The organism is Neisseria sp. HMSC075C10, assembly GCF_001815615.1.
Taxonomy (GTDB): Bacteria; Pseudomonadota; Gammaproteobacteria; order Burkholderiales; family Neisseriaceae; genus Neisseria; species Neisseria subflava_A.
On sequence record NZ_KV821248.1, the window covers coordinates 153,412 to 178,884 of the forward strand.

20 protein-coding genes are annotated in these 25,473 nt (G+C 48.8%); 8 read left to right on the forward strand and 12 right to left on the reverse strand.

Annotated features, from left to right (window positions below; genetic code table 11):
* The 8 genes from HMPREF3047_RS02770 to carA form a co-directional block, all read right to left on the reverse strand.
* A complete protein-coding gene (locus HMPREF3047_RS02770) occupies window positions 1-1,242 on the reverse strand; it encodes a type II secretion system F family protein (protein ID WP_070712124.1) in 1,242 nt (413 codons plus the stop codon).
* An 80-nt stretch (window positions 1,243-1,322) separates the two neighbouring features.
* Complete coding sequence (pilB, locus tag HMPREF3047_RS02775) at window positions 1,323-3,002, reverse strand: type IV-A pilus assembly ATPase PilB (RefSeq protein WP_070712125.1); 1,680 nt, start codon at window positions 3,000-3,002, stop codon at window positions 1,323-1,325.
* A gap of 392 nt (window positions 3,003-3,394) precedes the next feature.
* Entirely contained in the window at window positions 3,395-4,456 is a 1,062-nt protein-coding gene (locus HMPREF3047_RS02780) for a DNA polymerase beta superfamily protein (RefSeq protein ID WP_070712126.1), read from the reverse strand.
* A gap of 14 nt (window positions 4,457-4,470) precedes the next feature.
* A complete protein-coding gene (locus HMPREF3047_RS02785; RefSeq protein WP_070712127.1) occupies window positions 4,471-5,229 on the reverse strand; it encodes a nucleotidyltransferase domain-containing protein in 759 nt (252 codons plus the stop codon).
* Between the two features lie 91 nt (window positions 5,230-5,320).
* Window positions 5,321-8,536 (reverse strand): carbamoyl-phosphate synthase large subunit, encoded by a 3,216-nt coding sequence (gene carB / locus HMPREF3047_RS02790; RefSeq protein WP_004518862.1) that lies wholly within the window; start codon window positions 8,534-8,536, stop codon window positions 5,321-5,323.
* A 25-nt stretch (window positions 8,537-8,561) separates the two neighbouring features.
* Window positions 8,562-9,314: an LEM-3-like GIY-YIG domain-containing protein gene (locus HMPREF3047_RS02795; RefSeq protein WP_049344526.1), complete on the reverse strand. Its 753-nt coding sequence runs from the start codon at window positions 9,312-9,314 to the stop codon at window positions 8,562-8,564.
* Window positions 9,315-9,591: 277 nt separating this feature from the next.
* The gene (locus tag HMPREF3047_RS02800; RefSeq protein WP_049225703.1) at window positions 9,592-9,849 is read right to left on the reverse strand and encodes a SemiSWEET family transporter; all 258 of its coding nucleotides are present in this window, start codon (window positions 9,847-9,849) and stop codon (window positions 9,592-9,594) included.
* A gap of 136 nt (window positions 9,850-9,985) precedes the next feature.
* Entirely contained in the window at window positions 9,986-11,116 is a 1,131-nt protein-coding gene (carA, locus tag HMPREF3047_RS02805; RefSeq protein ID WP_070656162.1) for a glutamine-hydrolyzing carbamoyl-phosphate synthase small subunit, read from the reverse strand.
* Between the two features lie 481 nt (window positions 11,117-11,597).
* Here carA and pilC point away from each other — a divergent pair, with 481 nt between their 5' ends.
* On the forward strand, window positions 11,598-15,173 hold the full coding sequence (pilC, locus tag HMPREF3047_RS02810) for a PilC family type IV pilus tip adhesin (RefSeq protein ID WP_070712128.1): 3,576 nt from the start codon (window positions 11,598-11,600) through the stop codon (window positions 15,171-15,173).
* A gap of 277 nt (window positions 15,174-15,450) precedes the next feature.
* Here the strand turns inward: pilC and HMPREF3047_RS02815 are convergent, their stop codons facing one another.
* The 3 genes from HMPREF3047_RS02815 to tal all read right to left on the reverse strand — a co-directional run bounded on the left by HMPREF3047_RS02815 (window position 15,451) and on the right by tal (window position 18,519).
* Entirely contained in the window at window positions 15,451-16,185 is a 735-nt protein-coding gene (locus tag HMPREF3047_RS02815) for a LytR/AlgR family response regulator transcription factor (RefSeq protein ID WP_070459495.1), read from the reverse strand.
* Between the two features lie 238 nt (window positions 16,186-16,423).
* Entirely contained in the window at window positions 16,424-17,311 is an 888-nt protein-coding gene (gene gluQRS / locus HMPREF3047_RS02820) for a tRNA glutamyl-Q(34) synthetase GluQRS (protein ID WP_070712129.1), read from the reverse strand.
* A 152-nt stretch (window positions 17,312-17,463) separates the two neighbouring features.
* Window positions 17,464-18,519 (reverse strand): transaldolase, encoded by a 1,056-nt coding sequence (gene tal, locus HMPREF3047_RS02825; RefSeq protein ID WP_070712130.1) that lies wholly within the window; start codon window positions 18,517-18,519, stop codon window positions 17,464-17,466.
* 134 nt (window positions 18,520-18,653) lie between these two features.
* Here tal and HMPREF3047_RS02830 point away from each other — a divergent pair, with 134 nt between their 5' ends.
* The 7 genes from HMPREF3047_RS02830 (at window position 18,654) to raiA (ending at window position 24,031) form a co-directional block, all read left to right on the forward strand.
* Entirely contained in the window at window positions 18,654-19,628 is a 975-nt protein-coding gene (locus tag HMPREF3047_RS02830; protein ID WP_070459486.1) for a KpsF/GutQ family sugar-phosphate isomerase, read from the forward strand.
* 66 nt (window positions 19,629-19,694) lie between these two features.
* Window positions 19,695-20,231, forward strand: coding sequence for a KdsC family phosphatase (locus HMPREF3047_RS02835; RefSeq protein WP_003686818.1), 537 nt, complete (start codon window positions 19,695-19,697; stop codon window positions 20,229-20,231).
* Window positions 20,228-20,809, forward strand: a complete 582-nt coding sequence (gene lptC, locus HMPREF3047_RS02840) for an LPS export ABC transporter periplasmic protein LptC (protein WP_070712131.1) — start codon at window positions 20,228-20,230, stop codon at window positions 20,807-20,809. Before HMPREF3047_RS02835 ends, lptC begins: the two co-directional genes overlap by 4 nt.
* A complete protein-coding gene (gene lptA, locus HMPREF3047_RS02845) occupies window positions 20,790-21,320 on the forward strand; it encodes a lipopolysaccharide transport periplasmic protein LptA (RefSeq protein ID WP_070712132.1) in 531 nt (176 codons plus the stop codon). The genes lptC and lptA overlap by 20 nt, the downstream gene beginning before the upstream one ends.
* A 70-nt stretch (window positions 21,321-21,390) precedes the next feature.
* A complete protein-coding gene (lptB, locus tag HMPREF3047_RS02850; RefSeq protein WP_063069323.1) occupies window positions 21,391-22,125 on the forward strand; it encodes an LPS export ABC transporter ATP-binding protein in 735 nt (244 codons plus the stop codon).
* Between the two features lie 186 nt (window positions 22,126-22,311).
* Complete coding sequence (rpoN, locus tag HMPREF3047_RS02855) at window positions 22,312-23,667, forward strand: RNA polymerase factor sigma-54 (protein WP_070712133.1); 1,356 nt, start codon at window positions 22,312-22,314, stop codon at window positions 23,665-23,667.
* Between the two features lie 49 nt (window positions 23,668-23,716).
* A complete protein-coding gene (raiA, locus tag HMPREF3047_RS02860) occupies window positions 23,717-24,031 on the forward strand; it encodes a ribosome hibernation-promoting factor, HPF/YfiA family (protein ID WP_070712134.1) in 315 nt (104 codons plus the stop codon).
* Window positions 24,032-24,092: 61 nt separating this feature from the next.
* Here the strand turns inward: raiA and HMPREF3047_RS02865 are convergent, their stop codons facing one another.
* Window positions 24,093-25,382, reverse strand: a complete 1,290-nt coding sequence (locus HMPREF3047_RS02865; RefSeq protein WP_283122339.1) for an AmpG family muropeptide MFS transporter — start codon at window positions 25,380-25,382, stop codon at window positions 24,093-24,095.
* Between the last annotated feature and the right edge of the window lie 91 nt (window positions 25,383-25,473).

Genomic DNA, 25,473 nt, shown 5'->3' on the forward strand with positions numbered 1-25,473 from the left:
TCAACCTACGACATTACCCAAGTTAAACAGCGGCAGATACATGGCAATCAGTAAAATACCGATGAGCGAACCCAATACCACCATGATGATAGGTTCCATCAAGGCAGATAAGCGGGAGACGGAGTTGTCTACTTCATCTTCGTAGAATTCGGCTGCTTTGTTCAGCATATCATCCAAGGAGCCAGACTCTTCGCCGATGGCCGCCATTTGGATTACCATATTGGGGAACATATCCGTGCTTTGCATACTGGATGTCAGCGACAGACCTTGTGTTACCTTGGCACGGATGTCTTGAGTGGCTTCTTCATAGAGAATATTGCCGGATGCGCCTGCAACTGAATCTAATACTTCCACCAAAGGAACGCCGGCTGCGAAGAGGGTGGAAGTCGTACGCGCCCAACGGGCAATGGTCGCTTTTCGGACAATGGTACCGAAGATAGGCAACCTCAAAATCAGAGCATCGATTCGTTTTTGGAAGGTAGGCGATTTTTCATGGAGTTTGTACAGGCCGAAGGCGGAAGCAATCAAAAGGATGATCATAATCCAGCCGTAATCGACAAATAAATCAGACAAGTTCATGACGAGTTGGGTAAGGCCTGGCAGCTCTGCACCCATATTGGCATAAACTTCTTTAAAGGCTGGCAGCACAAACATCATCATGATGAAGATAAGCGCGATGGCCACCACGATAATGGCAATCGGGTAGGTCAGCGCGGTTTTAACCTTTTTCTTAATGGCTTGGGTTTTTTCTTTATAAACAGCCAGTTTGTCCAATAGGCTTTCCAATACGCCGCCGGACTCGCCTGCGCTGACCAGGTTGCAATAGAAACGGTCGAAATATTTTGGATATTTGGAGAACGATTTGCCTAATGCGCTACCTTGTTCGACATCGGAGCGAACCTGCATCAGCATTTCGGTCATGCTCGGATTGGAGTGGCCGCGAGCAACGATTTCAAAAGCCTGCATCAGCGGCAAGCCTGCCTTCATCATCGTTGCCAGTTGGCGCGTAAACACCGTGATGTCTTCTTGGGTAATACGGCGTTTGCGTGCGGTTTTGACTTTGCTGATACGCAAAGGACGAATGCCTCTGCGCTGGAGTTTTTTGCGCGCCTCTTCTTCATCTTTGGCAACTACTTCGCCGCGGACAAGACGTTCGGTCTCGATGTTTTTTCCTTCAAATGTAAAACGCTTACCTTTGCTTCTTGAACCGAACAGACTTCTTGTTTGCTCTGCTTGAGCCATGAGTTATCCCTTGTTAGTAAGAAATAAAGCGGACTGTTTCCCCGTGCCGCTTTATTGTAATTTTCGAAAATATGGCAGTTTTAGTCATTGGTATGAGCGGTTACTTCTTCCAACGAAGTCAGGCCCTGCATGACTTTCATGAGGCCGGCGCGACGCAAGTCTACCATGCCTTCCTGATAGGCCATGTTCATGATATCAACTTCCGTACCGTTGTTCATAATGACTTTTTGCATTTCATCGCTGACCGGCATGACTTCATAAATACCGACGCGGCCTTTAAAGCCTTTACCGCGGCAGCTGTCGCAGCCAACCGGGCGGTAGAGCTTCCAATCTTGAGCTAAGTCTGCATCGGTAAAGCCGGCCTTTTTCAATGCCGGAACCGGCGGGCGCTCCACTTCGCGTTTGCAGTTTGGACACAGTCTGCGCAACAGCCTTTGCGCCATAATCAGGCTGACCGAGCTGGCGATATTGAAAGGCGCGACACCCATGTTCAAAAGGCGAGACAGCGTGGCCGGTGCATTATTGGTATGCAGGGTAGAGAAAACCATGTGGCCGGTTTGGGCGGCTTTAATGGCGATGTCGGCGGTTTCCAAATCACGAATCTCACCGACCATAATAATATCAGGATCTTGACGCAAGAAGGATCGGAGTGCGGCGGCAAACGTCAGGCCTTGTTTTTCATTGACGTTGACTTGGTTGACGCCCGGCAGGTTAATCTCGGCCGGATCTTCTGCCGTTGAAATATTCACATCTTCCGTGTTCAAAATACTCAGGCAGGTATAGAGCGAAACGGTTTTGCCCGAACCTGTCGGACCGGTAACCAATACCATGCCGTAAGGGCGGTTGATGGCCTCAAGCAGCATTTCTTTTTGGAAAGGCTCTAAACCGAGCTGGTCGATATTGAGCGATGTACCATCGGAATTTAGGATACGCATCACCACTTTTTCGCCAAACAATGTCGGCAAAGTGCTGACACGGAAGTCAATCGGACGGCCGTGTTTATGGAAGGCAATTTGAATTCTGCCGTCTTGCGGAATACGTTTTTCAGAAATATCCAAACGCGCCATCACTTTGATGCGCGATGCCAACTGACCGCGTACGGCGACAGGCGGCTGTACGACTTCGCGCAACTGTCCGTCCACGCGGAAACGGACGCGCGCCATTTGTTCGTAGAATTCAAAGTGGATGTCTGATGCACCTGCGTTTAGGGCATCGGATAAGGTTTTGTGGATGAAGCGGGGGATAGGGCCGTCTTCAGCCTCTTCATTATCGATATAAAGTGATTGAGATTGCTGCGTTGCTTCATGTTCTTCGTTGATTTCTTTCAGAATAGTGGTCGAACGCTGACCCAACCATTCCAGCAAGGAGCTGAGTTGGTCATCGGGAACCACTACCAAGTCGACACTTAAACCTGAAGCAAAAGCAATTTTTTGAAAGTTTTGGATTTGGGTCGGATCGGATACGGCGAAATAAACCTTGCGTCCGCGTTTGAAAATCGGAATGCAACGGTTTTGTACCATTTGCTCTTCCGTCAGAATGTCGCTGACTACATTATTGCGCGGGTAGTAGCGCAAATCCAAAAGGGGATAGCTGAATACGCGCGCAACCAATTCGCCCAAGGCTTTAGGGGTGATGATGCCGTCTGAAAACAAGTCGGGCAGGATTTCTTTGCCCGATTGTAAAAGGCTGTTGTAATGTTCCGCTTGTTGATTTGAGATGGTCTGGCTTTGAACCAAAACACGCAATAATCCGACACTCATTTTATTTTCCGTTTCTTGTGCAGTTTTCCCTTTAATTTAGAGGAAAGCCGTATTATTTTATCATTATTATGATTAAAGCATATGTTTAATTATGCAAATCTGCTTAAGTTGCAAAGACATGCTTCTGCTTTAATTGTATTTTTCTTTCAGACGGCCATTATAAAGCAAGGAGAATAGGCGTTAAACTCAATATTTTGGGATGATGATGAAAAAACAACAATTTTGTCGTATGAATCCAATCAATAACGAAATTATATTTCATGTTGCTATTGCTTGTTTGGAGATGGCAGAAAAGGTTGTTTTGATGGATAGACGGTTGGAATTTGAAATATGAAAAGGCCGTCTGAAAAGAGGAAACACATAATTTCAGACGGCCTCTGTTTTTGATTCTCTTATCCGTAAATCTTGGTTCGGATTTCAATAAGGGCATTGATTGCCAAACTGCTGTTTACAGCTTCCGGTAGATCGGACTGGGCGAACAAATTTTCCACTTCGTTAATCAATGTTTCTGCACGCGCCAACAGTTCATTGTAAGGAAAAGAACCGCGCTTGATGGCCAGCAATTCGTCACGATTGGGACGGCGTGGACGGATTTCGCCATGAAGGGCAATATCGCGCGCAGTTTCAAGCAGGCGGAAGGTGTGCATCATATTTTTTGCATCGTAACCTTGACCGTGTGCCTGCGTGCCTTGATAGCGTGTTTCGTTGCGTTCTGCCAGCCATTGTTGATAAGAGGCATATTCGCGGCAGTAGCTACTGTATCCGTCTTGGTTGAAGGATAGATGGGCAAGCGGTGTTTCTCCTTCTGGAATGGGGCTGAGTGAAAGTGTTGTGGCTTCGGGTTTGGGTGCAATACCGTGGTAGCCAAGTGTGCCGTCGGCATCGTAAAACAGCGCATAAAGTTCTCGGGCGTGGGCTATTTTGATTAAGCCTACACGCCTTTGCTCCATTCCGCGTTGTGCAAGCCAGTACTGTAACGGTACGGTTTGCCTGCCTTCTATGATGTAGCAGAAATCAAGGATGCTTTTCTTTTCAGACGGCATCGGATTGCTGATTTTTTTATTCAATCCCCGTGCTTTTTTGATTTGTCCGTAGGCATAACCTGCAAAACTTTGCTGACAGGTTTTGGAGATAAACCATTCGGTTTTGAACGCATCCATCAATGGCGAACGGTATCGTACACAGTCGGAAGGGGAAGCCAGCAGCTCCAGCGTGTTCGGATTGCTTTGCAGCAGCAATTCGATAAACCGTCCCAGTTCGTAATACACAATATCGTTGGTTTCATTGCTGATTTGAGGGATGTATTCCATGCCGTAAAACATGGATTTGGGCAGGTAAAACACGCCTTTGATGTCAGTATCGGACTCAGGCGTTGCCAAACCGTAGGCGCGGCTGCCGGAAACGGCTTCGAGCAGAATCAGATTTTGCGTGTGCAAGTCTTCGAGGATCAGCATATTCAGACGGCCTTTTACGGATAAATGGTTGCCAAGGTGGAGCGGAACAATTCGTTCAAAGGCCCGCTATCGGCAGGTTCGGCAGCAGGGGCAGACAAGGCAGAAACTTCGTTATATAGATCAATAGTCAGCTTTTGCAGCTCTGGCGATAATGTGTGCAGATAACTTTCGTCCTGACCTGCTTTTAATGCAACCAGATCAGTAATTTGGGTGGCACAATTTGTCTGCCACTCATTCATCAACTCGACCAAAGTCATTGGCGGAATACCGCCTTGTTTCACTGCCCAGCGTGCCGCCAATAAAGGGCGTAAGACGTAAAACCATTTCTTCAATTTAATCGGTTGCGCCAAATCCATGTTTCTCAAAGCGTTGCCCGCGATGCCGCGATAATGGTGCAACAATGCGGCGGCTTGGACGTATTGGGGCGCAAGTTCGTTCAGACGGCCTATGAATGCCTCATCTTGTGTATAAACAATCGGCGAACGCAGCCATTCCAGCAATACGGCATTGCTTTTTCTCAACAGGCGCAAAGCCTTGCGGATATCCCAACCGCCTACGTCAAACCATTTGTTTTCAATAAATTCAAACGTATCTTTTGCTTCATCAATTTGCAGATAATGTTCTTGCGGGCGGATATAAATGGCGCGAACATCATAATCGCTGTCGGGCGAAGCAAAGCCCCATGCGCGGCTTCCACTCTCCGCCGCCAGCAGAAAGTGCAGCGGTTCGGCAAGTGAAATTTGAGCCAGTTTTTCTTGAATAGTTTGTTTCATTACGTTTTCCTTATTTTTGCAGAAAGGCCGTCTGAAACTGAGCAATCAGGTTTCAGACGGCCTTTTAGCTATTTAAATCCGATAGGATTGATTAGGCTTTATTTTTCAGGCGGCCATGCAATTCCTGTACGCTGTACACGCCCAAGTGTTCGCGGCTTTTTGCGCCTTCGCTCATGGCTTCGCCGCCGGCGATGGTGGTGTATTGCGGTACGCGTTGGGTGAGGGAGGTGCGGCGGATGCTGTGGCTGTCGGTAACAGATTGTACTGTGCTGCCGACGGTGTTGACCACCAGGGCGATTTCGCCGTTTTTAATGGCGTCCACGATGTGTGGGCGGCCTTCCTGTACTTTATTGACCGCTTGCACGATGATGCCGTGTTCTTTCAAGTATTCGGCGGTACCGCGTGTGGCGCAGACACCGTAGCCGAGTGCTTGGAAGTTTTGTGCGGTTTTGACGATGAGCGGTTTGTCTTCGTCGCGTACGGCAAGGAAGATTTTGCCGGTTGTGCTCAAGCGTTCGCCTGCGCCGAGTTGGGCTTTGAAGTAGGCTTCGCCGAAGCTTGCGCCCACGCCCATGACTTCGCCGGTAGAGCGCATTTCTGGGCCGAGAATGGTGTCCACACCCGGGAATTTGATGAATGGGAACACGGCTTCTTTAACGGCGTAGAAGTCCGGGATGACTTCTTTTTCTACACCTTGCTCTTTCAGCGAAATGCCTGCCATCACGCGTGCACCGACTTTGGCAAGCGGTACACCGGTGGCTTTGGATACGAACGGTATGGTACGGCTGGCGCGTGGGTTTACTTCCAGTACGAAGACCACGCCGTCTTGTACGGCAAACTGTACGTTCATCAAGCCGACCACGCCCAGTGCGTATGCCATAGCTTTGGTTTGACGGCGGATTTCGTCTTGAATCTCTTCGCTCAAAGAGTATGGAGGCAATGAACAGCCGGAGTCGCCAGAGTGGATACCTGCTTGTTCGACGTGTTGCATAATGCCGCCGATCACGACGTCTTGGCCGTCTGAAACGCAGTCTACGTCCACTTCGATGGCGTTGTTCAAGAAGAAGTCGAGCAATACAGGGCTGTCTTCGGAAACTTGTACGGCTTCGCGCATGTATTTTTGCAACTCTTCGGTAGAGTGAACAATCTGCATGGCGCGGCCGCCGAGGACGTAAGAAGGACGGACAACCAACGGATAACCGATTTCTTCGGCCTTAACGAGCGCTTCTTCTTCGTTGTGGGCGATGCGGTTAGGCGGTTGACGCAGACCTAAGTCGTTCAATACTTTTTGGAAGCGTTCGCGGTCTTCGGCGGCGTCGATGCTGTCGGCAGATGTACCAATGATGTTCACGCCGTTTTCAACCAGCGCGTTGGCGAGTTTGAGCGGGGTTTGACCGCCGTAATGCACAATCACACCCCATGGGTTTTCGGTGCGGACGATTTCCAATACGTCTTCCAATGTCAGCGGCTCGAAGTACAGGCGGTCGCTGGTGTCGAAGTCGGTGGATACGGTTTCGGGGTTGCAGTTGACCATGATGGTTTCAAAACCGGATTCGCGCAGGGCGAGTGCAGCATGAACGCAGCAGTAGTCAAATTCGATACCTTGGCCGATACGGTTCGGACCGCCGCCGAGAATCATCACTTTTTTACGGTCGGAAGGACGGGATTCGCATTCTTCCTCGTAAGTGGAGTAGAGGTAGGCGGTTTCGGTGGCAAACTCGGCGGCACAAGTGTCGACGCGTTTGTAAACCGGATGCAGGTTCAGTGCGTAGCGGTGTTCGCGGACTTCTTTTTCGCTTACGTTCAACAATTGTGCCAAACGTTTGTCAGAGAAGCCTTTGCGTTTCAGACGGCGTAAAGCGGCGTAATCCAAATCTTGCAACTGGCCGTCTGAAACCGATTTTTCTTCTTTCACCAAGTCTTCGATTTGCGCCAAGAACCAAGGATCGATGGCGCAGATTTCGTGGATTTCTTCCAGCGTGAAGCCTGCGCGGAACGCATCGGCTACAAACAGCATACGCTCAGGGCCCGGGTTGGCCAGTTCGCGGCGTATTTCCGCTTTGTCTTCGCTGCGCGGATTGAAGCCGCACAAGCCTGTTTCCAAACCGCGCAAGGCTTTTTGGAAGCTTTCTTGAATGGTACGGCCTATTGCCATCACTTCGCCCACAGATTTCATTTGCGTGGTCAGGCGGTCGTCTGCGGCAGGGAATTTTTCAAACGCAAAACGCGGGATTTTGGTCACGACATAGTCGATGGAAGGCTCGAACGACGCAGGGGTGCGACCGCCGGTAATGTCGTTGCGCAACTCGTCCAGCGTAAAGCCGACAGCCAGTTTGGCCGCTACTTTGGCAATCGGGAAGCCCGTTGCTTTAGATGCCAACGCAGAAGAACGGCTCACACGCGGGTTCATCTCAATGACAATCATCTCGCCGTTTTCAGGGTTCACCGCAAACTGAACGTTTGAGCCGCCCGTGTCCACGCCGATTTCGCGCAATACTGCCAACGAAGCATTACGCATGATTTGGTATTCTTTGTCAGTCAATGTTTGTGCAGGCGCAACAGTAATAGAGTCGCCGGTATGCACGCCCATCGGGTCAAAGTTTTCAATCGAGCAGATAATGATGCAGTTGTCGTTTTTATCGCGTACAACTTCCATTTCGTACTCTTTCCAGCCGAGAACGGACTGCTCAATCAGCAATTCATGCGTAGGCGACGCATCAAAACCGCGTTCGCAAATTGCCAAAAATTCGTCTTTATTGTAGGCAATACCGCCGCCCGAACCGCCCATGGTGAAAGAAGGACGAATCAGCGTCGGGAAGCCGACCTGTTCCTGCGCCGCCAAGGCTTCGTTCATCGTGTGGCAGACAAAGGATTTCGGGCAGGAGAGGCCGATTTTCTCCATCGCCTCCTTAAAGCGGCCGCGGTCTTCCGCCTTGTCGATCGCGTCTTCCGTTGCGCCGATTAACTCGACATTGTATTTCGCCAACACGCCGTTGCGCGCCAAATCCAGCGCACAGTTCAGCGCAGTCTGGCCGCCCATCGTGGGCAGAATCGCGTCGGGCCGCTCTTTGGCGATAATCTTCTCCACCGTCTGCCACATAATCGGCTCGATGTAGGTAACATCCGCCATTTCAGGGTCGGTCATAATCGTGGCGGGGTTGGAATTCACCAGAATGACTTTATAGCCTTCTTCACGCAAAGCCTTGCAGGCCTGTGCGCCCGAATAGTCAAATTCGCAGGCTTGACCGATAACGATAGGGCCGGCGCCGATGATAAGGATGGATTTTAGGTCGGTACGTTTGGGCATGGTGTTTTACCTTAGAGATTTCAGGTTATTTAAAACTATATTTAACGGGATTGCTGGCACCCCGTTTACGATATTCTTCAGGCAGCCTTTTACGTTGGTATTTTTGGCGGACTTCATCATTTTTAGAAAGTGATTCGCCGTGAAAACCAAAACGTCCTACTATGGTTTCATTAAGCTCAGGAAAATTTTCCTTAGTAGCTGGCAGCCATTCATGCGCTTGTAAAACATCCACAATTAAGCCTTTTTCAACCGCCAAGATGTAATGCGCACGTTTTGCCCGCTCAACATCAAGCCGCCAGGCTAGGCGAACAGCATCATAAGCCGATTTTTCTTTATCTAAAGAACGATTAATATTAATAATCAATAGATTATGATCGCTGTCAAATTGTGCAACAGGTGCATCGTATTTATCTTGTATTTCAGATACATGCATCGAACCAAATTCACTATTGCCATGTCCGCTTTGTTCATTTGATAGCCCCGGATAGGCATCTATTAAAGCAGCTTCTACTTCAAAAGCGGTTTTCTCATTCATGCCATGTCGATGAATGACATGGATAACTTCCAATTTGGCTTTTTGGATAGCGCGAATCCTACTATATTTTAAATTCAGTTCATCTTCGCCATCTTCCGCTATTTTCAAACATTGTTTCAAATGTTCAAAAACCCGGTTGTCTTTGCCTTTGCCTACATAAAAAGTTTCACCATTTCTTGGGTCAATTAAGCGGTAAACGTAATATGCAAGGGCTTTGCAAACTTCAGATGAAAACTTGTCCATATTCTTTTTTCCTCAAATGTATTTAGATAGCAAGCTATTAGCTTGTATGCAGGGTGCGTGCGATACGCACGCGTTCTCCATTTTCCCTGCACTTTAACCCATCGCGTGCGTGCCTTGCGGTACATATTAAAGGCCGTCTGAAAAAACGCTCGCGGGGTTTGTTCCATCTGCCTTGCGATAAAAAACTACCTGAAAAATTCCTGCTATTGATATTTTGGCCACTTTTTTCAGACGACCGTTTGCGTTTTTATTTTGCACAGGCCGTCTGAAAACTTCCTTAAAAACTAGTGATAAATGTAATCAAACCCAAAATAATGCCTGGGGCGTTTGCCAGTATGATGGGGTAGTCGCGTTTTTCTTTCAAAAAGCCGTAGGCAAACCATAATGTGCAGTTGATGGCGGCGACGAGGGGTTGCAACGGCGAGCCGGGGTTGCCGGCAAGGTTGTTTTGGATTTGCGGGATATAAGAAACGTACATACCGACGCCGGCCAGGGTGGCGGTGACGGAAAGAATGTGCATTTGTTTTTCAGTCATTGGTTTTCCTTTCTGATTAGACGATTGGGTTTTCAGGCTGTACAGATGTTGAGAGGGGGCTGAATTTATATTTTTGAAGTTTGGTTTTCAGACGGCCTGTTGTCGAGTTGAGTGTGGCCGTCTGAAAAAATCAGCTTTATTGTTTTGCTGCTTTGATATTGTCAATGAATTTGTCGAATAGATAGCCGACGTCTTGCGGGCCCGGGCTGGCTTCGGGGTGGCCTTGGAAGCAGAATACAGGTTTGTCTGTCAGTTCGATGCCTTGCAAGGTGTTGTCGAACAAGGATTTGTGGGTAATGCGTGCGTTGGTGGGCAGAGTGTCGGCATCGACGGCGAAACCGTGGTTTTGGCTGGTGATGACGACTTTGCCGCTGTCTAAATCTTGTACAGGGTGGTTGGCACCGTGATGGCTGAAGCGCATTTTCAGGGTTTTGGCGCCGATGGCGAGGCTGATCAGTTGGTGTCCTAAGCAAATGCCGAAAATCGGTTTGCCGCTTTCCATCAGTTTTTGTACGGCTTTGATGGCGTAGCCGCAAGGCTCGGGGTCGCCGGGGCCGTTGGATAGGAATACGCCGTCAGGATTGAGTGCCAAGACGTCTTCCGCGCTGGTTTGTGCGGGAACGACGGTCAGGCGGCAGCCGCGTGAGGCGAGCATGCGCAGGATGTTGGTTTTGACACCGAAATCGTAGGCGACGACGTGGTAAGGCTGTTCGGAAGGTGTAACGAAACCTTTGCCCAATTCCCATTCGCCTTCGGTCCATTCGTAAGTTTCTGTGCAGGAAACTTCTTTTGCCAAGTCTTTGCCGACCATGCTGCCGAATGCGGCAATCAGTTCTTGTGCTTTTTCAACCGTAGCGTCCGCACCGGTCAAGATTGCACCGCCTTGCGCGCCTTTTTCACGCAACAGGGTGGTCAGGCGGCGGGTATCGATATCGGCGATGGCGACGGTTTTGTTGCGTACCAAATAGTCGTGCAGGCTTTCGGATGCGCGGAAGTTGCTGTGCAAGAGCGGCAAGTCGCGGATAATCAAACCGGCGACGTAAACGCAGCGGCTTTCTTCATCTTCGGCGTTGGTACCGGTGTTGCCGATGTGTGGATAGGTAAGGGTAACGATTTGTTTGCAGTAGGAAGGGTCGGTCAGGATTTCCTGATAGCCGGTCATGGAAGTGTTGAACACGACTTCGCCGGAAGTCGAACCTTCGTAACCGATTGATGTGCCGTGAAATACGCTGCCGTCAGCGAGAACGAGAAGAGCCGGAGTGGTCATGATGGAATCCTGTTTGCCTGATGATGGTCGGTTCGAAAAAATGGGTCAGGCCGTCTGAAAAATAAAAATTGTTTACAAAAAAGACAGCCTTCGGAAATCTCGGCTAAAAAAAAACACGCTCCGCAGCTTTGATTTTGCTGTGTAACGTGCTTTTTCAGACATAGCGGTCTATGCCGTAGAAGCAGTGTATTTTAAGTCAAAGTAATAGGAATTTCAAGCGTAGAGCCAATAATCGATAATTTAAAAACGTTTTATCTTTACGGTACAGTCCCTTGCTTTTGGAATGCCTGATGAATAAGGTTGAACTAAATATTCAGTCAGGCCGTCTTAAAACTGAGCAGGCGGATTGTTTCATTTTTGTTGTGCTTGAAATGCGCGCTTAGGGAAATTCAGCCGAATCAAACATGAAACAGGCTGTTTATGCTAAAATCGTAGCCCCATAAAAAATAAAAACAACGTCATTTTTAACTGAGATTATCCGATGAAAAAAGAACACATTATGCAAAACGCTCCATCAGGCCGCCATCGCCTCATTCATGCAAGCATCGCTTCCGCTTTAGCCCTCATTAGCTTTTCCGTTCAGGCAAATACCCAGCAATCTAAAGAAAAGAATGGTTTTGCCGAAATTCCGTTTTACCTGAAAAACGTAAACGAGCCTATTGGCCAGCCCAAAGTCAAGCATAATATTATGTTTTTGATTGATGATTCGGGCAGTATGTTGGCTGATGCCAAGGGTGAATATCGTGTAGATGATAAGAATAGAAAAATCAATATTGCAAAATCGGCATTAAAGCAGGTTTTGGAGCGGTATAAAGATCAGTTTAACTGGGGCTTGCAGACTTTACATAATAATCCTCGGTATTGGAAATGGGATGAGGAAAAAAGGAAAAAGGATAATGCTCTTTACGCATATGTAAAACTGTCTAAACCCGACGATACCAAAGGCGATATGAAGGATACTGAAGGCTTTACGGATGGTTCTGCCGATCGGAACTGGGAATATGTCAGTAAGAAGGTAGATGAGATGTTGGCTTACCAAGCTACGCCGACAACGCGCCGTTATTATGAAGTCGTCAAAAATTTTGTTATACCGAATATCAAATACCGCTGTCAGAAATCTTATGTTGTCGTGGTTTCTGATGGCGATGCCAATATGAGTTGTAGCAATCAGGCCTCTGGAGAAAATCCAAGTAATTCTGACAATACTAATTTCAATTATGACCGAAAATATTATTATTCAAACTATTACCGTGCTATTGATCGTAGCTCGGATGAGGTCTATGAATATTTCGGGCCGTCTGAAGTAAAAGCTTATGAAAAAAAACATGGGGAAGGCAAATATTTTTCAGGAAACGGCCTTGAAGGATATTTTGATCTGCCAAATTATGATCCGAGATTGAATACTCTTGAAGGGGAGAAAAAGTTTCAATGCCAATATACTGATTATGCAAAAGATGATTCAGGGGATTGGGTGCTTTTAGGTGAAAAAGATGGTAAACGAGAAGTCAAAGGCATTGGCGAAATTATTGTTCCTTATTGGGATAGGAACTATGAGGATGAAAAACGCGGTATGCGTTTCTTTAGCCAGACTTTGGCAGAAAAAGATATTAAACCTGCGATTAAGTCAGAAAATCGTCTAGATGCTGCGATTAAGCCAGAGGATCGTCGAGATGCTGCAGGCAAGAGCTGGGATGGTGATCCAAGCGATCCTAAGGGCGTAGATTATAGCAAGCAATTGGTTCAGACTTTTACCGTGGGCTTTGGTGAGGGAATCTCTAAAGTCGGGAGAGATTATCTGGAAAAGGGTGCCAGTCGCCCAGACTGGTATTTTAATGCCGCAAAACCTGAAAAGTTGCTTGAGGCCTTTAAAACCATTATCGACAATATTGAAACTGACAGCAAAATAATGAAATTTGAAGGGGCAGCTTCAACTGCGCCGGTGACGACCAGTACAGGTATTCCCAATATGGCTGCAACGGTTCATTTGAATACCGGCTCTTGGAGCAGTCAGTTGCGGTTTTATAAATTAAACCGCAATGGTACGCCTATCAATACGACAGAGTTTGACCAGCCATCATTTAATAACCGCCTCACTTTGGTTAATGATGGCAGGAAAACCTATTTCATCGATAGCGTTGCAGATAATGAGGCTGAAAATTCTGATTTTGGCATTTCAGACGGCAGTGCAGAAGATAAGTTGGAATGGAAAAATGCATTGCTGAAATGGACTGGCCGAGTAGGTACTGATGAAGCCATTAAAGCGGATGCAGGAGCAAAAGATTATAGCCAGTCTTATCGTGTCCGTCCGACTGACCCTAATGATCCAAATAAAGATGAACGTAATTTGGGCGATATTTTAGACGGTTCGGTTGCAGCTATTGGGAATAAGGATAAAGGCCGTCAAGAGTTTTTGGTCGCCGCTGCCAATGATGGCATGGTACATATTTTCCGTCGTAATGATACGTCAAGCAATCCTTATGACCTGAAACTCAGCTATATCCCGGCAAGCATGGAGCGCGAGGACGAGAAAGGTCAAGCGACAACTTTGGGTAAAGTCCTGAAGGATATTGCTCGTGAGGGCTATGGTTCCACAAAAGGACAACCACACCGCTATATGGTCAATGGTGGTTTTGTTCTCCGTCAAACGCCTGATAAGAAGCAAACCTTTATGTTTGGTGCGATGGGTCAGGGTGGACGCGGTGCGTATGCGTTGAATATTGGTGCAGTGGCTGACAGTGTTCGTAGTAGTAGTTGGAATACGACTGTACCTTTGTTTGAAACTGCAAAAGGCACTGGCAATAAGCTGGGTTATACCATTGGTTCGACACAAATCGGCCGTGTTTCCATCAAGCGCGATACTACTCCGGTTAATCTGGAATCGAATGTGCGTTATGCGGGCTTTTTGGCCAGCGGTTATCGTACTGAAGACGTGAATAGTGAGGATAATGACACGGCTTTATATGTCTATGATATGACAGGGAAAGAGGCAGGGACGAAAAATACTGGCACTAATGTTTCTTTTTCTAAAGAAGCCGGCAAGCTCTTGCGCAGAATTCCTGTTCACAATGGCAAAGGGGGCCTCTCTACCCCCACTTTGGTAGACACCGATTTTGACGGTATTGTCGATATTGCTTATGCAGGTGACCGTTACGGTAATATGTTCCGCTTCGACTTGAGTGGTGAAACACCGTCTGAATGGTCGGCACAAATGATTTTCCAAGGCTCGGGTAATCAACCGATTACGTCTGCGCCTGCGGTCTCCCGTCGCGGTAAAGACAAGTATGTCGTTATTTTTGGTACGGGTAGCGAGATTTATCAGAATGAACTAGAAGGTACCAACGGACAAATCAATGCCGTTTATGGTATTTACGACGATGTGTCTACTGATGAATCTAAAAAAGCGGTTTTGGCAAACAGCAGTGAGTTGGAACAGCAAACCAGAGAAAGTGACGGCGAACACATTTATGTCAGCAATAATAAGGTTGGTGAAGGCAAAAAAGGCTGGAGTCTGACTTTAGGTCCGAATGAACGTGTGACTGTCAAACCGACGATGATTTTGCGTACAGCTGTTCTGACCATCCGTAAGTATGAAACCAAAACAATTCATCCCGATTCTTCCGGTACCGATGTTTGTTTGCCGGACAGTAAGTCCGAACAAACGACTGCGAAAACGATTATTCTGGGCGTAAATGCCGAAAACGGCGGACGTTTAGGCTTGCGTGATGCGCGTATCTCCAGTAAGGATAAGGATCGCACATTTTTCAAACGTGAAAATAATGGTCAGATTTATTACGCCAACGGTATGACTTTTGATGGCGTTATCAATTTTACTTATCTGAATTCCAGCAAAGCCGACGATTCTCCGGTAACTGCCGATGGCGATAGCGGCGGCACGGGTACGGATAAGGAGCTGAACGCTACGCCGAGCGTGCCAAACAATAAATGTTTCGCAACCAAGGGTGATCGCAGTCTCTTGTCTAACCAACTGGTCAGCCTGAAAGTAGAAGGCCGTACATGCGGACTCAAACGCATCAGCTGGCGTGAATTGTTCTTTTAATTGGTAAGGCTTAAGCATCGAGGCCGTCTGAATTTTTTCAGACGGCCTTTTCTGTTGAGTAGTAGTAATTCAAAAATGTTGGATTGGTGGATAGAAAAGCTTGTTTGAGGGCAAAACAAGCTTTGATCAAATTGAAAGCTTGGATAGAGCTAAACGACAGATTTGGACTATTCTTTTTTTAAATTTCTACCATTTGGCTGATAAGTTAAAAGGCCGTCTGAAAAGTATCTTTTCAGACGGCCTTTGATTTAAAGAGAACGAGTCAAGGAGCGCATTGTTAGATGCTGTTTTTAATGATTTTCCGCAGGGTGGAGAGTTGCCGGCGGCTGACGGGCAACGGGGTCGGAATATCGAGAATTTTAGCGCTCCACGTGGATGCGGATTCATCGTTTTCGTCATCGTCCAGTCGAATCAGACTGTCTAGGGTGTGGCGGAAGACGAGGGCATTGCGGTGGATGCGGATGACTTTATCGCCCAGCAATTCTTCCCAGTAAACCAATGTTTTCGGTAATTCGTAGCTTTGGCCGTCACCGGTAAACAGATAGACGGTTTTGTGTTCCGCCATCAGGTAGCGCGCCTGTTGCCATGGGATTTCAACCATGCGTTCGCGGTTGTACACTTTGAAATGGGTGAAACTGTCTGCTTTTTCGCGGTTTTTCTCGATGATGCGGTCAAGCGCGGTTTGCAGGCGGGTCATTTTGATTGGTTTGAGCAGATAGTCTGCGGCAGCCAGCTCAAACGCGCGCAGGGCGTGTTCTTCGTAGGCTGTGGTGAATACAATTTCCGGCTGGCGTTTGGCGGTACGCTTAATGCGTTCGACAAACTCGAGACCGTCGATTTCCGGCATGCCGATGTCGGCAAAGACGATGTCGACTTCGTGGACGCTCAGCCACTCCAATGCTGGCATGGCATGGTGAAAGACGTTGAGCAGTACGACATTGCACTCTTCCAATAATACACGTAAGCGTTCTGCTGCTAATACTTCGTCTTCTACAATAATGGCACTTGGCATAGCGGTATTCTTTTTGTTGTATCGTGGGAGAACTGCCGCGCTTTATCGTCCTTAATAACGCGTCAGCCGTATGTTGTTGTAAGCTTGAAATTATCAGTTTGTGACAATTTTAGGAAATTTTTAAAATATACATGATTTTTCGCTTCTTGGGCATGGTTTGGGATGAATCGGAAGATTACTTACATAATTTTATGAAATATTGTAATACCTAGAGTAATTTTGTTGTAATCATGCTAATTCAGTCCGTGATAATGGACGATTTTGGGATTTTGTCCATTTGCCAGTGCACCACCGCCCAATCGAGCAATTCTTGAGGACGGTTCACTGTAGGTGCATCGGGTAGGTTGAGGTAGGTTAGGACTTGGCGGAGAAGCTGTTCTTTTTGATTCAAATCCAAAGCCGGAGCAAGGGTTTGTTTCGACCATTTTTGCCCTTGGTTGTTGGTCAGTAGGGGAAGGTGGGCGTAGGCCGGGGTGGGAACGCCTAGGCATTGTTGCAGATAGATTTGGCGCGGCGTGGAAACGAGCAAGTCCTGACCGCGGACAATATGGGTTATTCCTTGATCGGCATCGTCGGCAACCACTGCAAGCTGATATGCCCAATAGCCGTCGGCACGAAGCAGGACAAAATCGCCGATGTCGTGTACCAGATTTTGTGCGTAATATCCGACAATGCCGTCTGAAAAACCGATTACGCGATCGGGAACTTGAATGCGCCATGCCGGCGTTTTGTTTTGCGTGTCGGGTCTTTGCTGAGGATTGCGGCAACGGCCGTTATATACAAATCCGTCTGCGCCATGTGTTGCCGCCGCCTGCCAGTCTTTTCGGCTGCAATAGCAGGGATACACCAGCCCGGCCGCTTTGAGGCGGTCGAGGGTGTCTTGATACAGGTCGTAACGGCGGCTTTGATAGGCGACTTCGCCATCCCACTCAAAACCGAAAGCTTCGAGCGTGCGCAAAATATCGGCAGCGGCGCCGGGCATTTCGCGCGGTGGGTCAAGGTCTTCAATGCGGACCAGCCATTTGCCCTGATGAGCGCGCGCGTCGGCATAGGAGGCGACGGCAGTCAGTAGGGAGCCGACATGAAGCAGGCCGGTAGGGCTGGGGGCGAAACGTCCTATATACATGGCAGGGTGGTTTTGTAGGGCAGGGGCAGTATGCCTGCACGGTATTCAAATCGTGATAGAAAAGGGCGTGCCGTACACGCCCGAATTTGGGTTTCAGACGGCCTGAGACTTTTCAAAATGATTTAAGTTTCTCGGCCGTCCGTTCAATCCGCTTAAGCCAAGGGAGCAAGCAGTTTGGCGAAAGCGTCTTCAAATTGTTTCAAACCGTCTTCCTGCAAACGCGTTGCCAAAGTTTCGACATCAATGCCGAGTTTGGCGGTTTCGGCAAGCTGCGCTTGGGCTTCGTCCACACCTTCGGTCAAAGTGGCTTTAGCGGTACCGTGGTCGATAAAGGCTTTGAGTGTGGCATCGGGAACGGTGTTGACGGTATGGGCGCCAATCAGGCTGTCAACGTACAAAGTGTCAGGATAGGCAGGGTTTTTCACGCCGGTAGATGCCCACAGAAGTTGGACGCGGTTGGCACCTTTTTCTGCAAGTGCGGCAAATTCGCTGCTGCCGAAGTATTGCGCCCAATCTTGATAAGCGGCTTTGGCCAGCGCAATGGCGACTTTGCCTTTGAGGTGGTCGGGCAGGGTAGCGTCCAACGCGGCATCGACACGGGAAATAAAGAAGCTGGCGACAACTTGGATATGGGAAACGTCATGCCCTGCCTCCAAACGTTTGGCAATGCCGCGCGCGTAGGCCGCATAGGCTTTAAGGGTTTGGGTGCGGGAGAAAAGCAGGGTCAGGTTGACGCTGATGCCGTCTGAAACAAGGGTTTCGAGTGCTTCGATGCCTTTGTCGGTTGCCGGTACTTTAATCATGGCATTTTTGCGGCCGATGGCGGCGTGCAGACGGCGCGCTTCTTCAACCGTGCCTTGTGCGTCTTTGGACAACTCAGGCGAAACTTCGAGGCTGACGAATCCTGTTTTGCCGCCGGTAGATTCGTGTTCGGCAAGACATACGTCGCAGGCGGCTTGTACGTCGGCAACCGCCATGGTTTCGTAGCGTTGTTTCGGGGTCAGGTCTTGTTGTTTGAGCGCGGCTACTTCATCGGAGTACAGGGCATCTCCGGCAAAGGCTTTTTGGAAAATGGCAGGATTGGAAGTTACGCCACACACACCTTGTTTCAGCATTTCTGCCAATTCGCCGCTTTGTACCAGCGAACGGGAGAGATTGTCCAACCAGATTTGTTGTCCTAATGCTTTAACGTCCGATAAAATAGTCATCTCTGATTCCTTTTACATAATAGGTTTGTTTGTGAAGTGGCGGTAATGCTACGCCGATTCGATGAATTTGAACAGTTTACAGCCGATTAATTTGGGCAAAACAAACCTAAATTCAAGCACGAAAGGTGGCTTTGATGGCGGAAAACACACTTTATCTCGACTGGGCGCGCGATGTATTGGATACGGAAGCCGAAGGTTTGCGTGAAATTGCGGCGGCTTTGAACCATGATTTTGTCCGTGCGGCAGAAGCGTTGTTGCACTGCAAGGGCAGGGTCGTCATTACAGGCATGGGCAAGTCCGGACACATCGGCCGCAAAATGGCGGCAACCATGGCTTCGACAGGCACGCCTGCGTTTTTCGTCCATCCTGCCGAAGCGGCGCACGGCGATTTGGGCATGATTGTGGACCACGATGTCGTGGTTGCCATTTCCAATTCCGGTGAAAGCGATGAAATTGCGGCGATTATTCCGGCGTTGAAACGCAAAAACATCACGCTGATCTGCATTACAGCCCATCCGACTTCGACCATGGCGCGCCATGCCGATATCCATATTACCGCGGCAGTTTCCAAAGAAGCTTGTCCGCTCGGCCTTGCACCGACTTCCAGTACGACCGCCGTGATGGCGTTGGGGGATGCGCTGGCAGTGGTATTGCTGCAGGCGCGTGCGTTTACGCCGGACGATTTTGCTTTAAGCCATCCGGCCGGCAGCTTGGGTAAGCGCCTGTTGCTGCGCGTGGCGGATATCATGCACAAAGACGAAGCCCTGCCTGCCGTTTTGTTGGGTACGCCGTTGAAAGAAGCCATTGTCCGCATGAGTGAAAAAGGCTTGGGCATGTTGGCGGTAACCGATGCCGAAGGCCGTCTGAAAGGCGTATTTACCGATGGCGATTTGCGCCGTCTGTTTCAAGAACGCGACAGCTTTGCCGGTTTGAAAGTGGACGACATCATGCACGCCTCTCCGAAAACCATCTCTGCCGATCGTCTCGCCACCGAAGCTTTGAAAGCTATGCAAAGCGGCCATGTGAACGGTTTGCTGGTGGTCGAAGAAAACGGCGTACTGATTGGCGCACTGAACATGCACGATTTATTGATGGCACGAATTGTCTGAAACGACGGCAAAAACGTTTTCAGACGGCCTTATGCTAGAATAGGCCGTCTGAAATAAGGAAACCTTATGCAAAACCTCTCTTCCGACCTGCAACAACGCGCTTTAGGTATCAAACTGCTGATACTGGATGTGGACGGCGTTTTGACCGACGGCCGCATTTTTATCCGCGACAATGGCGAAGAAATCAAATCGTTCCACACTTTGGACGGACACGGTTTGAAAATGCTTCAGGCCAGCGGCGTGCAAACAGCGATTATTACCGGCCGCGATGCGCCTTCCGTCGGTATCCGCGTGAAGCAGCTCGGTATCAACTATTACTTCAAAGGCATTCACGACAAACGTGCCGCCTACGCCCAATTACGCGAACAGGCCGGTGTGGAGGAGCATGAGTGCGCCTTTGTCGGCGACGATGTTGTCGATTTGCCCGTGATGGTGCGTTGCGGATTGGCGGTCGCCGTCCCCGAAGCGCATTGGTTTACTTTGCAATATGCCCATTATGTAACCCGACGATCCGGCGGCGCAGGCGCGGTGCGTGAAGTGTGCGATTTGATTATGCAGGCGCAAGGTACGCTTGAACCTGCTTTGAAAGAGTATGTACGATGAAAATCAGATGGCGTTACGGAATCGCCTTTCCGCTGGTGTTGGCCGTTTCACTTGGCGCACTGGCGGCGTGGCTCGGCCGCATCAGCGAAGTGCAAGTCGAAGAAGTCGTCCTCAATCCGAATGAGCCGCAATATTCGATGAAAGGCATCAACGGCAAACGTTTTGACCAAGAAGGCCGTCTGAAAGAAAACCTGAGCGCAGTTGATGCCGTCCAATATCCGAATAGCGCGGATGTGCATTTGTACAAACCGCATCTTTCGTTTTACCGCGACGGCAGCCTGTTGTACGAAGTCGGCAGCGACAAGGCTGCGTACAATATTCAAAACAAAAAAGTCGTTTTTGAACAAAATGTCGTCTTAAACAAAGCGGCAGATGCCAAGCGTTTGGCCGGCATCGTCAAAACTGAACGTTTGAATGTCGATACCGAAGCGCAATACGCCCATACCGACAGCCCCGTTACTTTCCAATACGGACAGTCCGGCGGTCAGGCAAACGGCATGACTTATGACCACAAAACCGGTTTGCTGAATTTCCCTTCCAAAGTGAAAGCCACAATTTATGATACAAAAAATTTGTAAAACCTTAGCCCTTGTTGCCGTTTTTGCCACCAGCCCGGCCTTTGCCCTGCAAAGCGACAGCAAGCAGCCGATTCAAATCGAAGCCGACCAAGGCTCGCTTGACCAAAACAACCAAAGCACCACCTTTTCCGGCAACGTCATCATCAAACAAGGCACGCTCAATATCCGTGCCGGCAGCGTAACCGTTTCACGCAACGACAAAAGCGAGCAGTTGATGAAAGCCACCGGTTCGCCCGTCAAATTCAGCCAAGAGTTGGACGGCGGCAAAGGCGTGGTCAACGGCCAAGCCAATACTGTAACGTATTCTTCCGCAGCCAGTCTGGTTACCCTGTCCGGCAATGCCAAAGTACAGCGCGGCGGTGATGTGGCCGAAGGTGCGGTCATCACTTACAACACCAAAACCGAGGTTTACACCATCAACGGCAGCGCCAAATCCGGTGTGAAATCCGCCGCCAAATCCGGCCGCGTCAGCGTTGTCATCCAGCCGTCCAGCACGCAGAAAAACAAATAAGAAAACACACAAAAAGGCCGTCTGAAAAAGGTTCAGACGGCCTGAGGTCAATATCGAAAGTCAACAGAATATGAGCGCAAACAACAGCCGTCTTGTGGTTCAAAACCTGCAAAAAAGTTTCAAAAAACGCCAAGTCGTCAAAAGCTTCTCCCTTGAAATCGAAAGCGGCGAAGTCATCGGCCTGCTCGGCCCCAACGGCGCGGGTAAGACCACCAGTTTTTACATGATTGTCGGCTTGATTGCCGCCGATGCAGGCAGCGTGATGTTGGACGGACAAGAGTTGCGCCACCTGCCCATTCACGAACGCGCCCGCCTCGGCGTCGGCTATCTGCCGCAGGAAGCCTCGATTTTCCGCAAAATGACCGTGGAACAAAATATCCGCGCCATTTTGGAAATCAGCATAAAGGACAAAAGCCGCATCGATGCCGAACTGGAAAAACTGTTGGCAGATTTGAATATCGAGCGCCTGCGCAACAACCCTGCGCCATCTTTGTCCGGTGGCGAACGCCGCCGTGTCGAAATCGCACGCGTGCTGGCCATGCAGCCGCGTTTCATTTTGTTGGACGAACCTTTTGCCGGCGTTGACCCGATTGCCGTCATCGATATTCAGAAAATCATTGAGTTCCTCAAATCACGCGGTATCGGCGTATTGATTACCGACCACAACGTGCGCGAAACCCTCAGCATCTGCGACCGGGCATACATTATCAGCGACGGTACGGTATTGGCTTCAGGCAAGCCGGATGATTTGGTCAACAATGAACAAGTCCGTTCGGTTTACTTGGGTGAAAATTTCAAATATTGAATGCATATTTGACGGCAATCGTAAAACCGGTTTCACATGAGGCTCTCATTTCAATTGAGGGTATCTGTAAATATTGAAATAATTACTAAGAATACAAATATAATACCTATAACCTAGTTTTTCAGACGGCCCTCCGTACAAAGGCCGTCTGAAAAACTATCTATACACTTCGAAAAAAAAAACACTATGTCTTCACTCGTCCTTAAACTCAAACAGACCCAGCAGCTCAACCAGCGGCTGCAGCAGTCTTTGCGCATCTTGCAGATGTCGGGTCTTGAGCTTGAGCGCGAAGTGGAAGACTGGTTGTTGGACAATCCTCTGCTTGAGCGTCCGGAAACTGATGAGTTTGCCGATAGCGGGCTCAACCGTGCGGTAACCATGCCGCGCGCAGGTCAGCAGTTGAGTGGCGACGATGCCGAAGATATTTGGAGCAACATCGCCGAAGAAGAGGATTTCAAACACTATCTGCATGCCCAAGTGTGCGAGCATCCGCTCTCGCAAGTGGAAGCGGCCTATGTTCACGTTTTGATTGATTTTTTGGATGAACAAGGCTACCTCACTGACAGCCTCGAAGAAATCATCGACCACACGCCGTTGGATTGGATGTTAGACGAAGAAGCCCTGCAAAATGCGCTGGATGTATTGCAAACCTTTGAGCCGCCCGGCGTAGCGGCTGCCGATTTGACCGAGTCGCTCATGCTGCAATTAATGCGTTTGCCGGCTTCTCCGGCTAGACAAATGGCCGCGCATTTGGTGCAAAGTTCGCTTCAAGAGTTAGGCAAAAACCGCAAACAAAACGTTCTGCGTTTCCGCAAACTCTATCCCGATACCGACAGCGAAACCATAGAAGCCGCGCTCGATATGATTGCCGAGCTCAATCCCTATCCGGCCTACGGTTTCGCCTCTGCCACGCCTACGCCTTATATTCAGCCTGACGTTTGGGTCAAAGAGGGCAAGGACGGCTGGGAAGTCATCAGCAATGAGGCGGCTTGGCCGAAGCTGCAGCTGAATCAGGAGTATTGCGACCTGATGAAATCAGCGGAAGAGGGCGCACCGGAGTGGAAGGAAAAAATCAACGAAGCCAAACAGCGCATTGATTCTTTGGAGCTGCGTAAAAGCACTGTCCTCCGCCTTGCCGAGTATATCGTCAAAAATCAGGAAGATTTTTTCATCTTCGGAGAAATTGGACTGTCGCCCATGCTGATGAAAGATGCCGCCGCCGAATTGGGTTTGGCGGAAAGTACCATTTCGCGCGCTGCCAACCAGAAATATTTGTCTTGCCCGCGCGGCCTGTTTGCGTTACGCTATTTCTTCACACAGGCAGTCAATGCCGACGATGACGGCGAAGGGTTCAGCCAAGGCGCAATCAAAGCCGTATTGAGCCAGTTGATTGAAAGTGAAGACAGCAGCAAACCCTATTCGGACGAGACCCTCGTTAAATTATTAAAACAACGCGGCATTGAAATCGCCAGACGTACAGTTGCTAAATATAGAGAATCATTAGACATACCACCGGCACACAAACGAAAATTTACCGAGTAGATATATTCCGATCCGTTTTGACGGACTAATCAACCGAAGGAGCTGTATCATGAATCTGAAAATCACCGGTCTGAATTTTGATGTTACCGAAGCCATCAAAAACTACGTTTCCGACAAGTTGGCACGAATCAGCCGCCACGCCGACAACATCATTTCCGTGACCATTACGCTCTCGGTGGAAAAAGTCAATCAAAAAGCTGAAGCCGATGTCCATCTGGCAGGCAAAGATTTGCACGTTGAAGCGATTGAACAGGATATGTACGCCGCAATTGATGTTTTGATGGACAAACTCGACCGCGCTGTTTTGAAACATAAAGAAAAAAGCAGCGATGTCCGCAGCACTGTCAAACCTGAAGCAGAATAAAGTTTTTATATGATAAAGGCCGTCTGAACTATTCAGACGGCCTTTTGTTTGTTAAGGAGATTTAGCCTTGCAAACGGGTATTCGCTTTGTCGCCATTCCATGGTGCCACTTTAAACAGCAGCAACATGCCGGGTATGCCCAAAGCAAAACACAGCCAGTAGAAATTGAAGTAACCCATCGCTTCAATCAGATAGCCTGCCGAAGCATTGATAAATGTACGGGGAACAGCTGACAGGCTGGTAAAGAGGGCCAATTGTGTGGCCGTGAAAGCAGGATTGGTTTCACGGGCCATATAGGCGACAAATGCCGCTGTACCCAGACCTACGCCCGCTGCTTCTGCACCAATCACGGCCGCAAGCATCATTTGCTCTGTCAGTGTGATGGTTTCAAACTTGCCAAAATTTGCCAACCAGGCAAAGCCTAGAATCGTTACCCATTGGGCTACGCCGAAAACCCACAAAGCCCTGTTGATACCGAGCTTTATCATCCAAATACCGCCTACAATACCGGCAATGACAGCAGGCCATAAGCCGGCATTTTTGGCAATGAGGCCGATGTCGGTTTTGCTGAAGCCTATGTCCAGATAAAACGGTGTAGCCAAAGAAGTGGCCATGCTGTCGCCCAGTTTGTAGAGAAAGATAAACAGCAATACCAATATGGCCTGTTTGATTCCTTTGCGGGAGAAGAACTCACTAAAAGGGTCGGAAACCGTTTGGGCAAATGTACGCGACACAGATGGTGGAATGTCAGGCTCTTTGGCTAAAAACAGGGTCATCAGCAGACCGGGCAGCATAAATAGTGCAGTAATGATGAATACGTTGTGCCAAGGCATCAAGTCGGCCAAGATCAAGCTGAGCGAGCCGGGTACCAAAGCGGCGATACGGTAGGCATTGACGTGGATAGAGTTGCCTAAGCCTAATTCTTCATCTGACAAAATTTCGCGGCGAAATGCATCCAATACAATATCTTGGCTGGCAGAAAAAAAGGCGACCACCAACGATAAGCCCATAATTACATATAAATGCTGAGCAGGATTTAGGAAGGCGTAAACGAGCAAGGTCAGCAGCAAACCAACTTGCGTAACCAGCATCCAACCGCGTCGCCGTCCTAAAAAAGGTAATCTGACCAAATCAATGACGGGAGACCAGATAAATTTCCAAGTGAAAGGCAGTCCGATAAGTGCCATCAGGCCGATGGTTTTCAAATCAACATGTTCGCTGCGCAACCATGCCGGAATCAGGTTGATCAGAAAATAAAGCGGCAACCCCGAAGTGAAGCCTGTAAAGATACAAATCAGCATTTTGCGCGAAAAAATCTTGCGCCAAGTGCTGGGTTGGGGTGCGGTTGTCATAGTGGAATCAATAAAAAAGAAAAGGGATATTGTAGCAAAGATGGGGGATATGGCGAATCAACTTCTGCTATCTTTATTGAATAATAAAAGG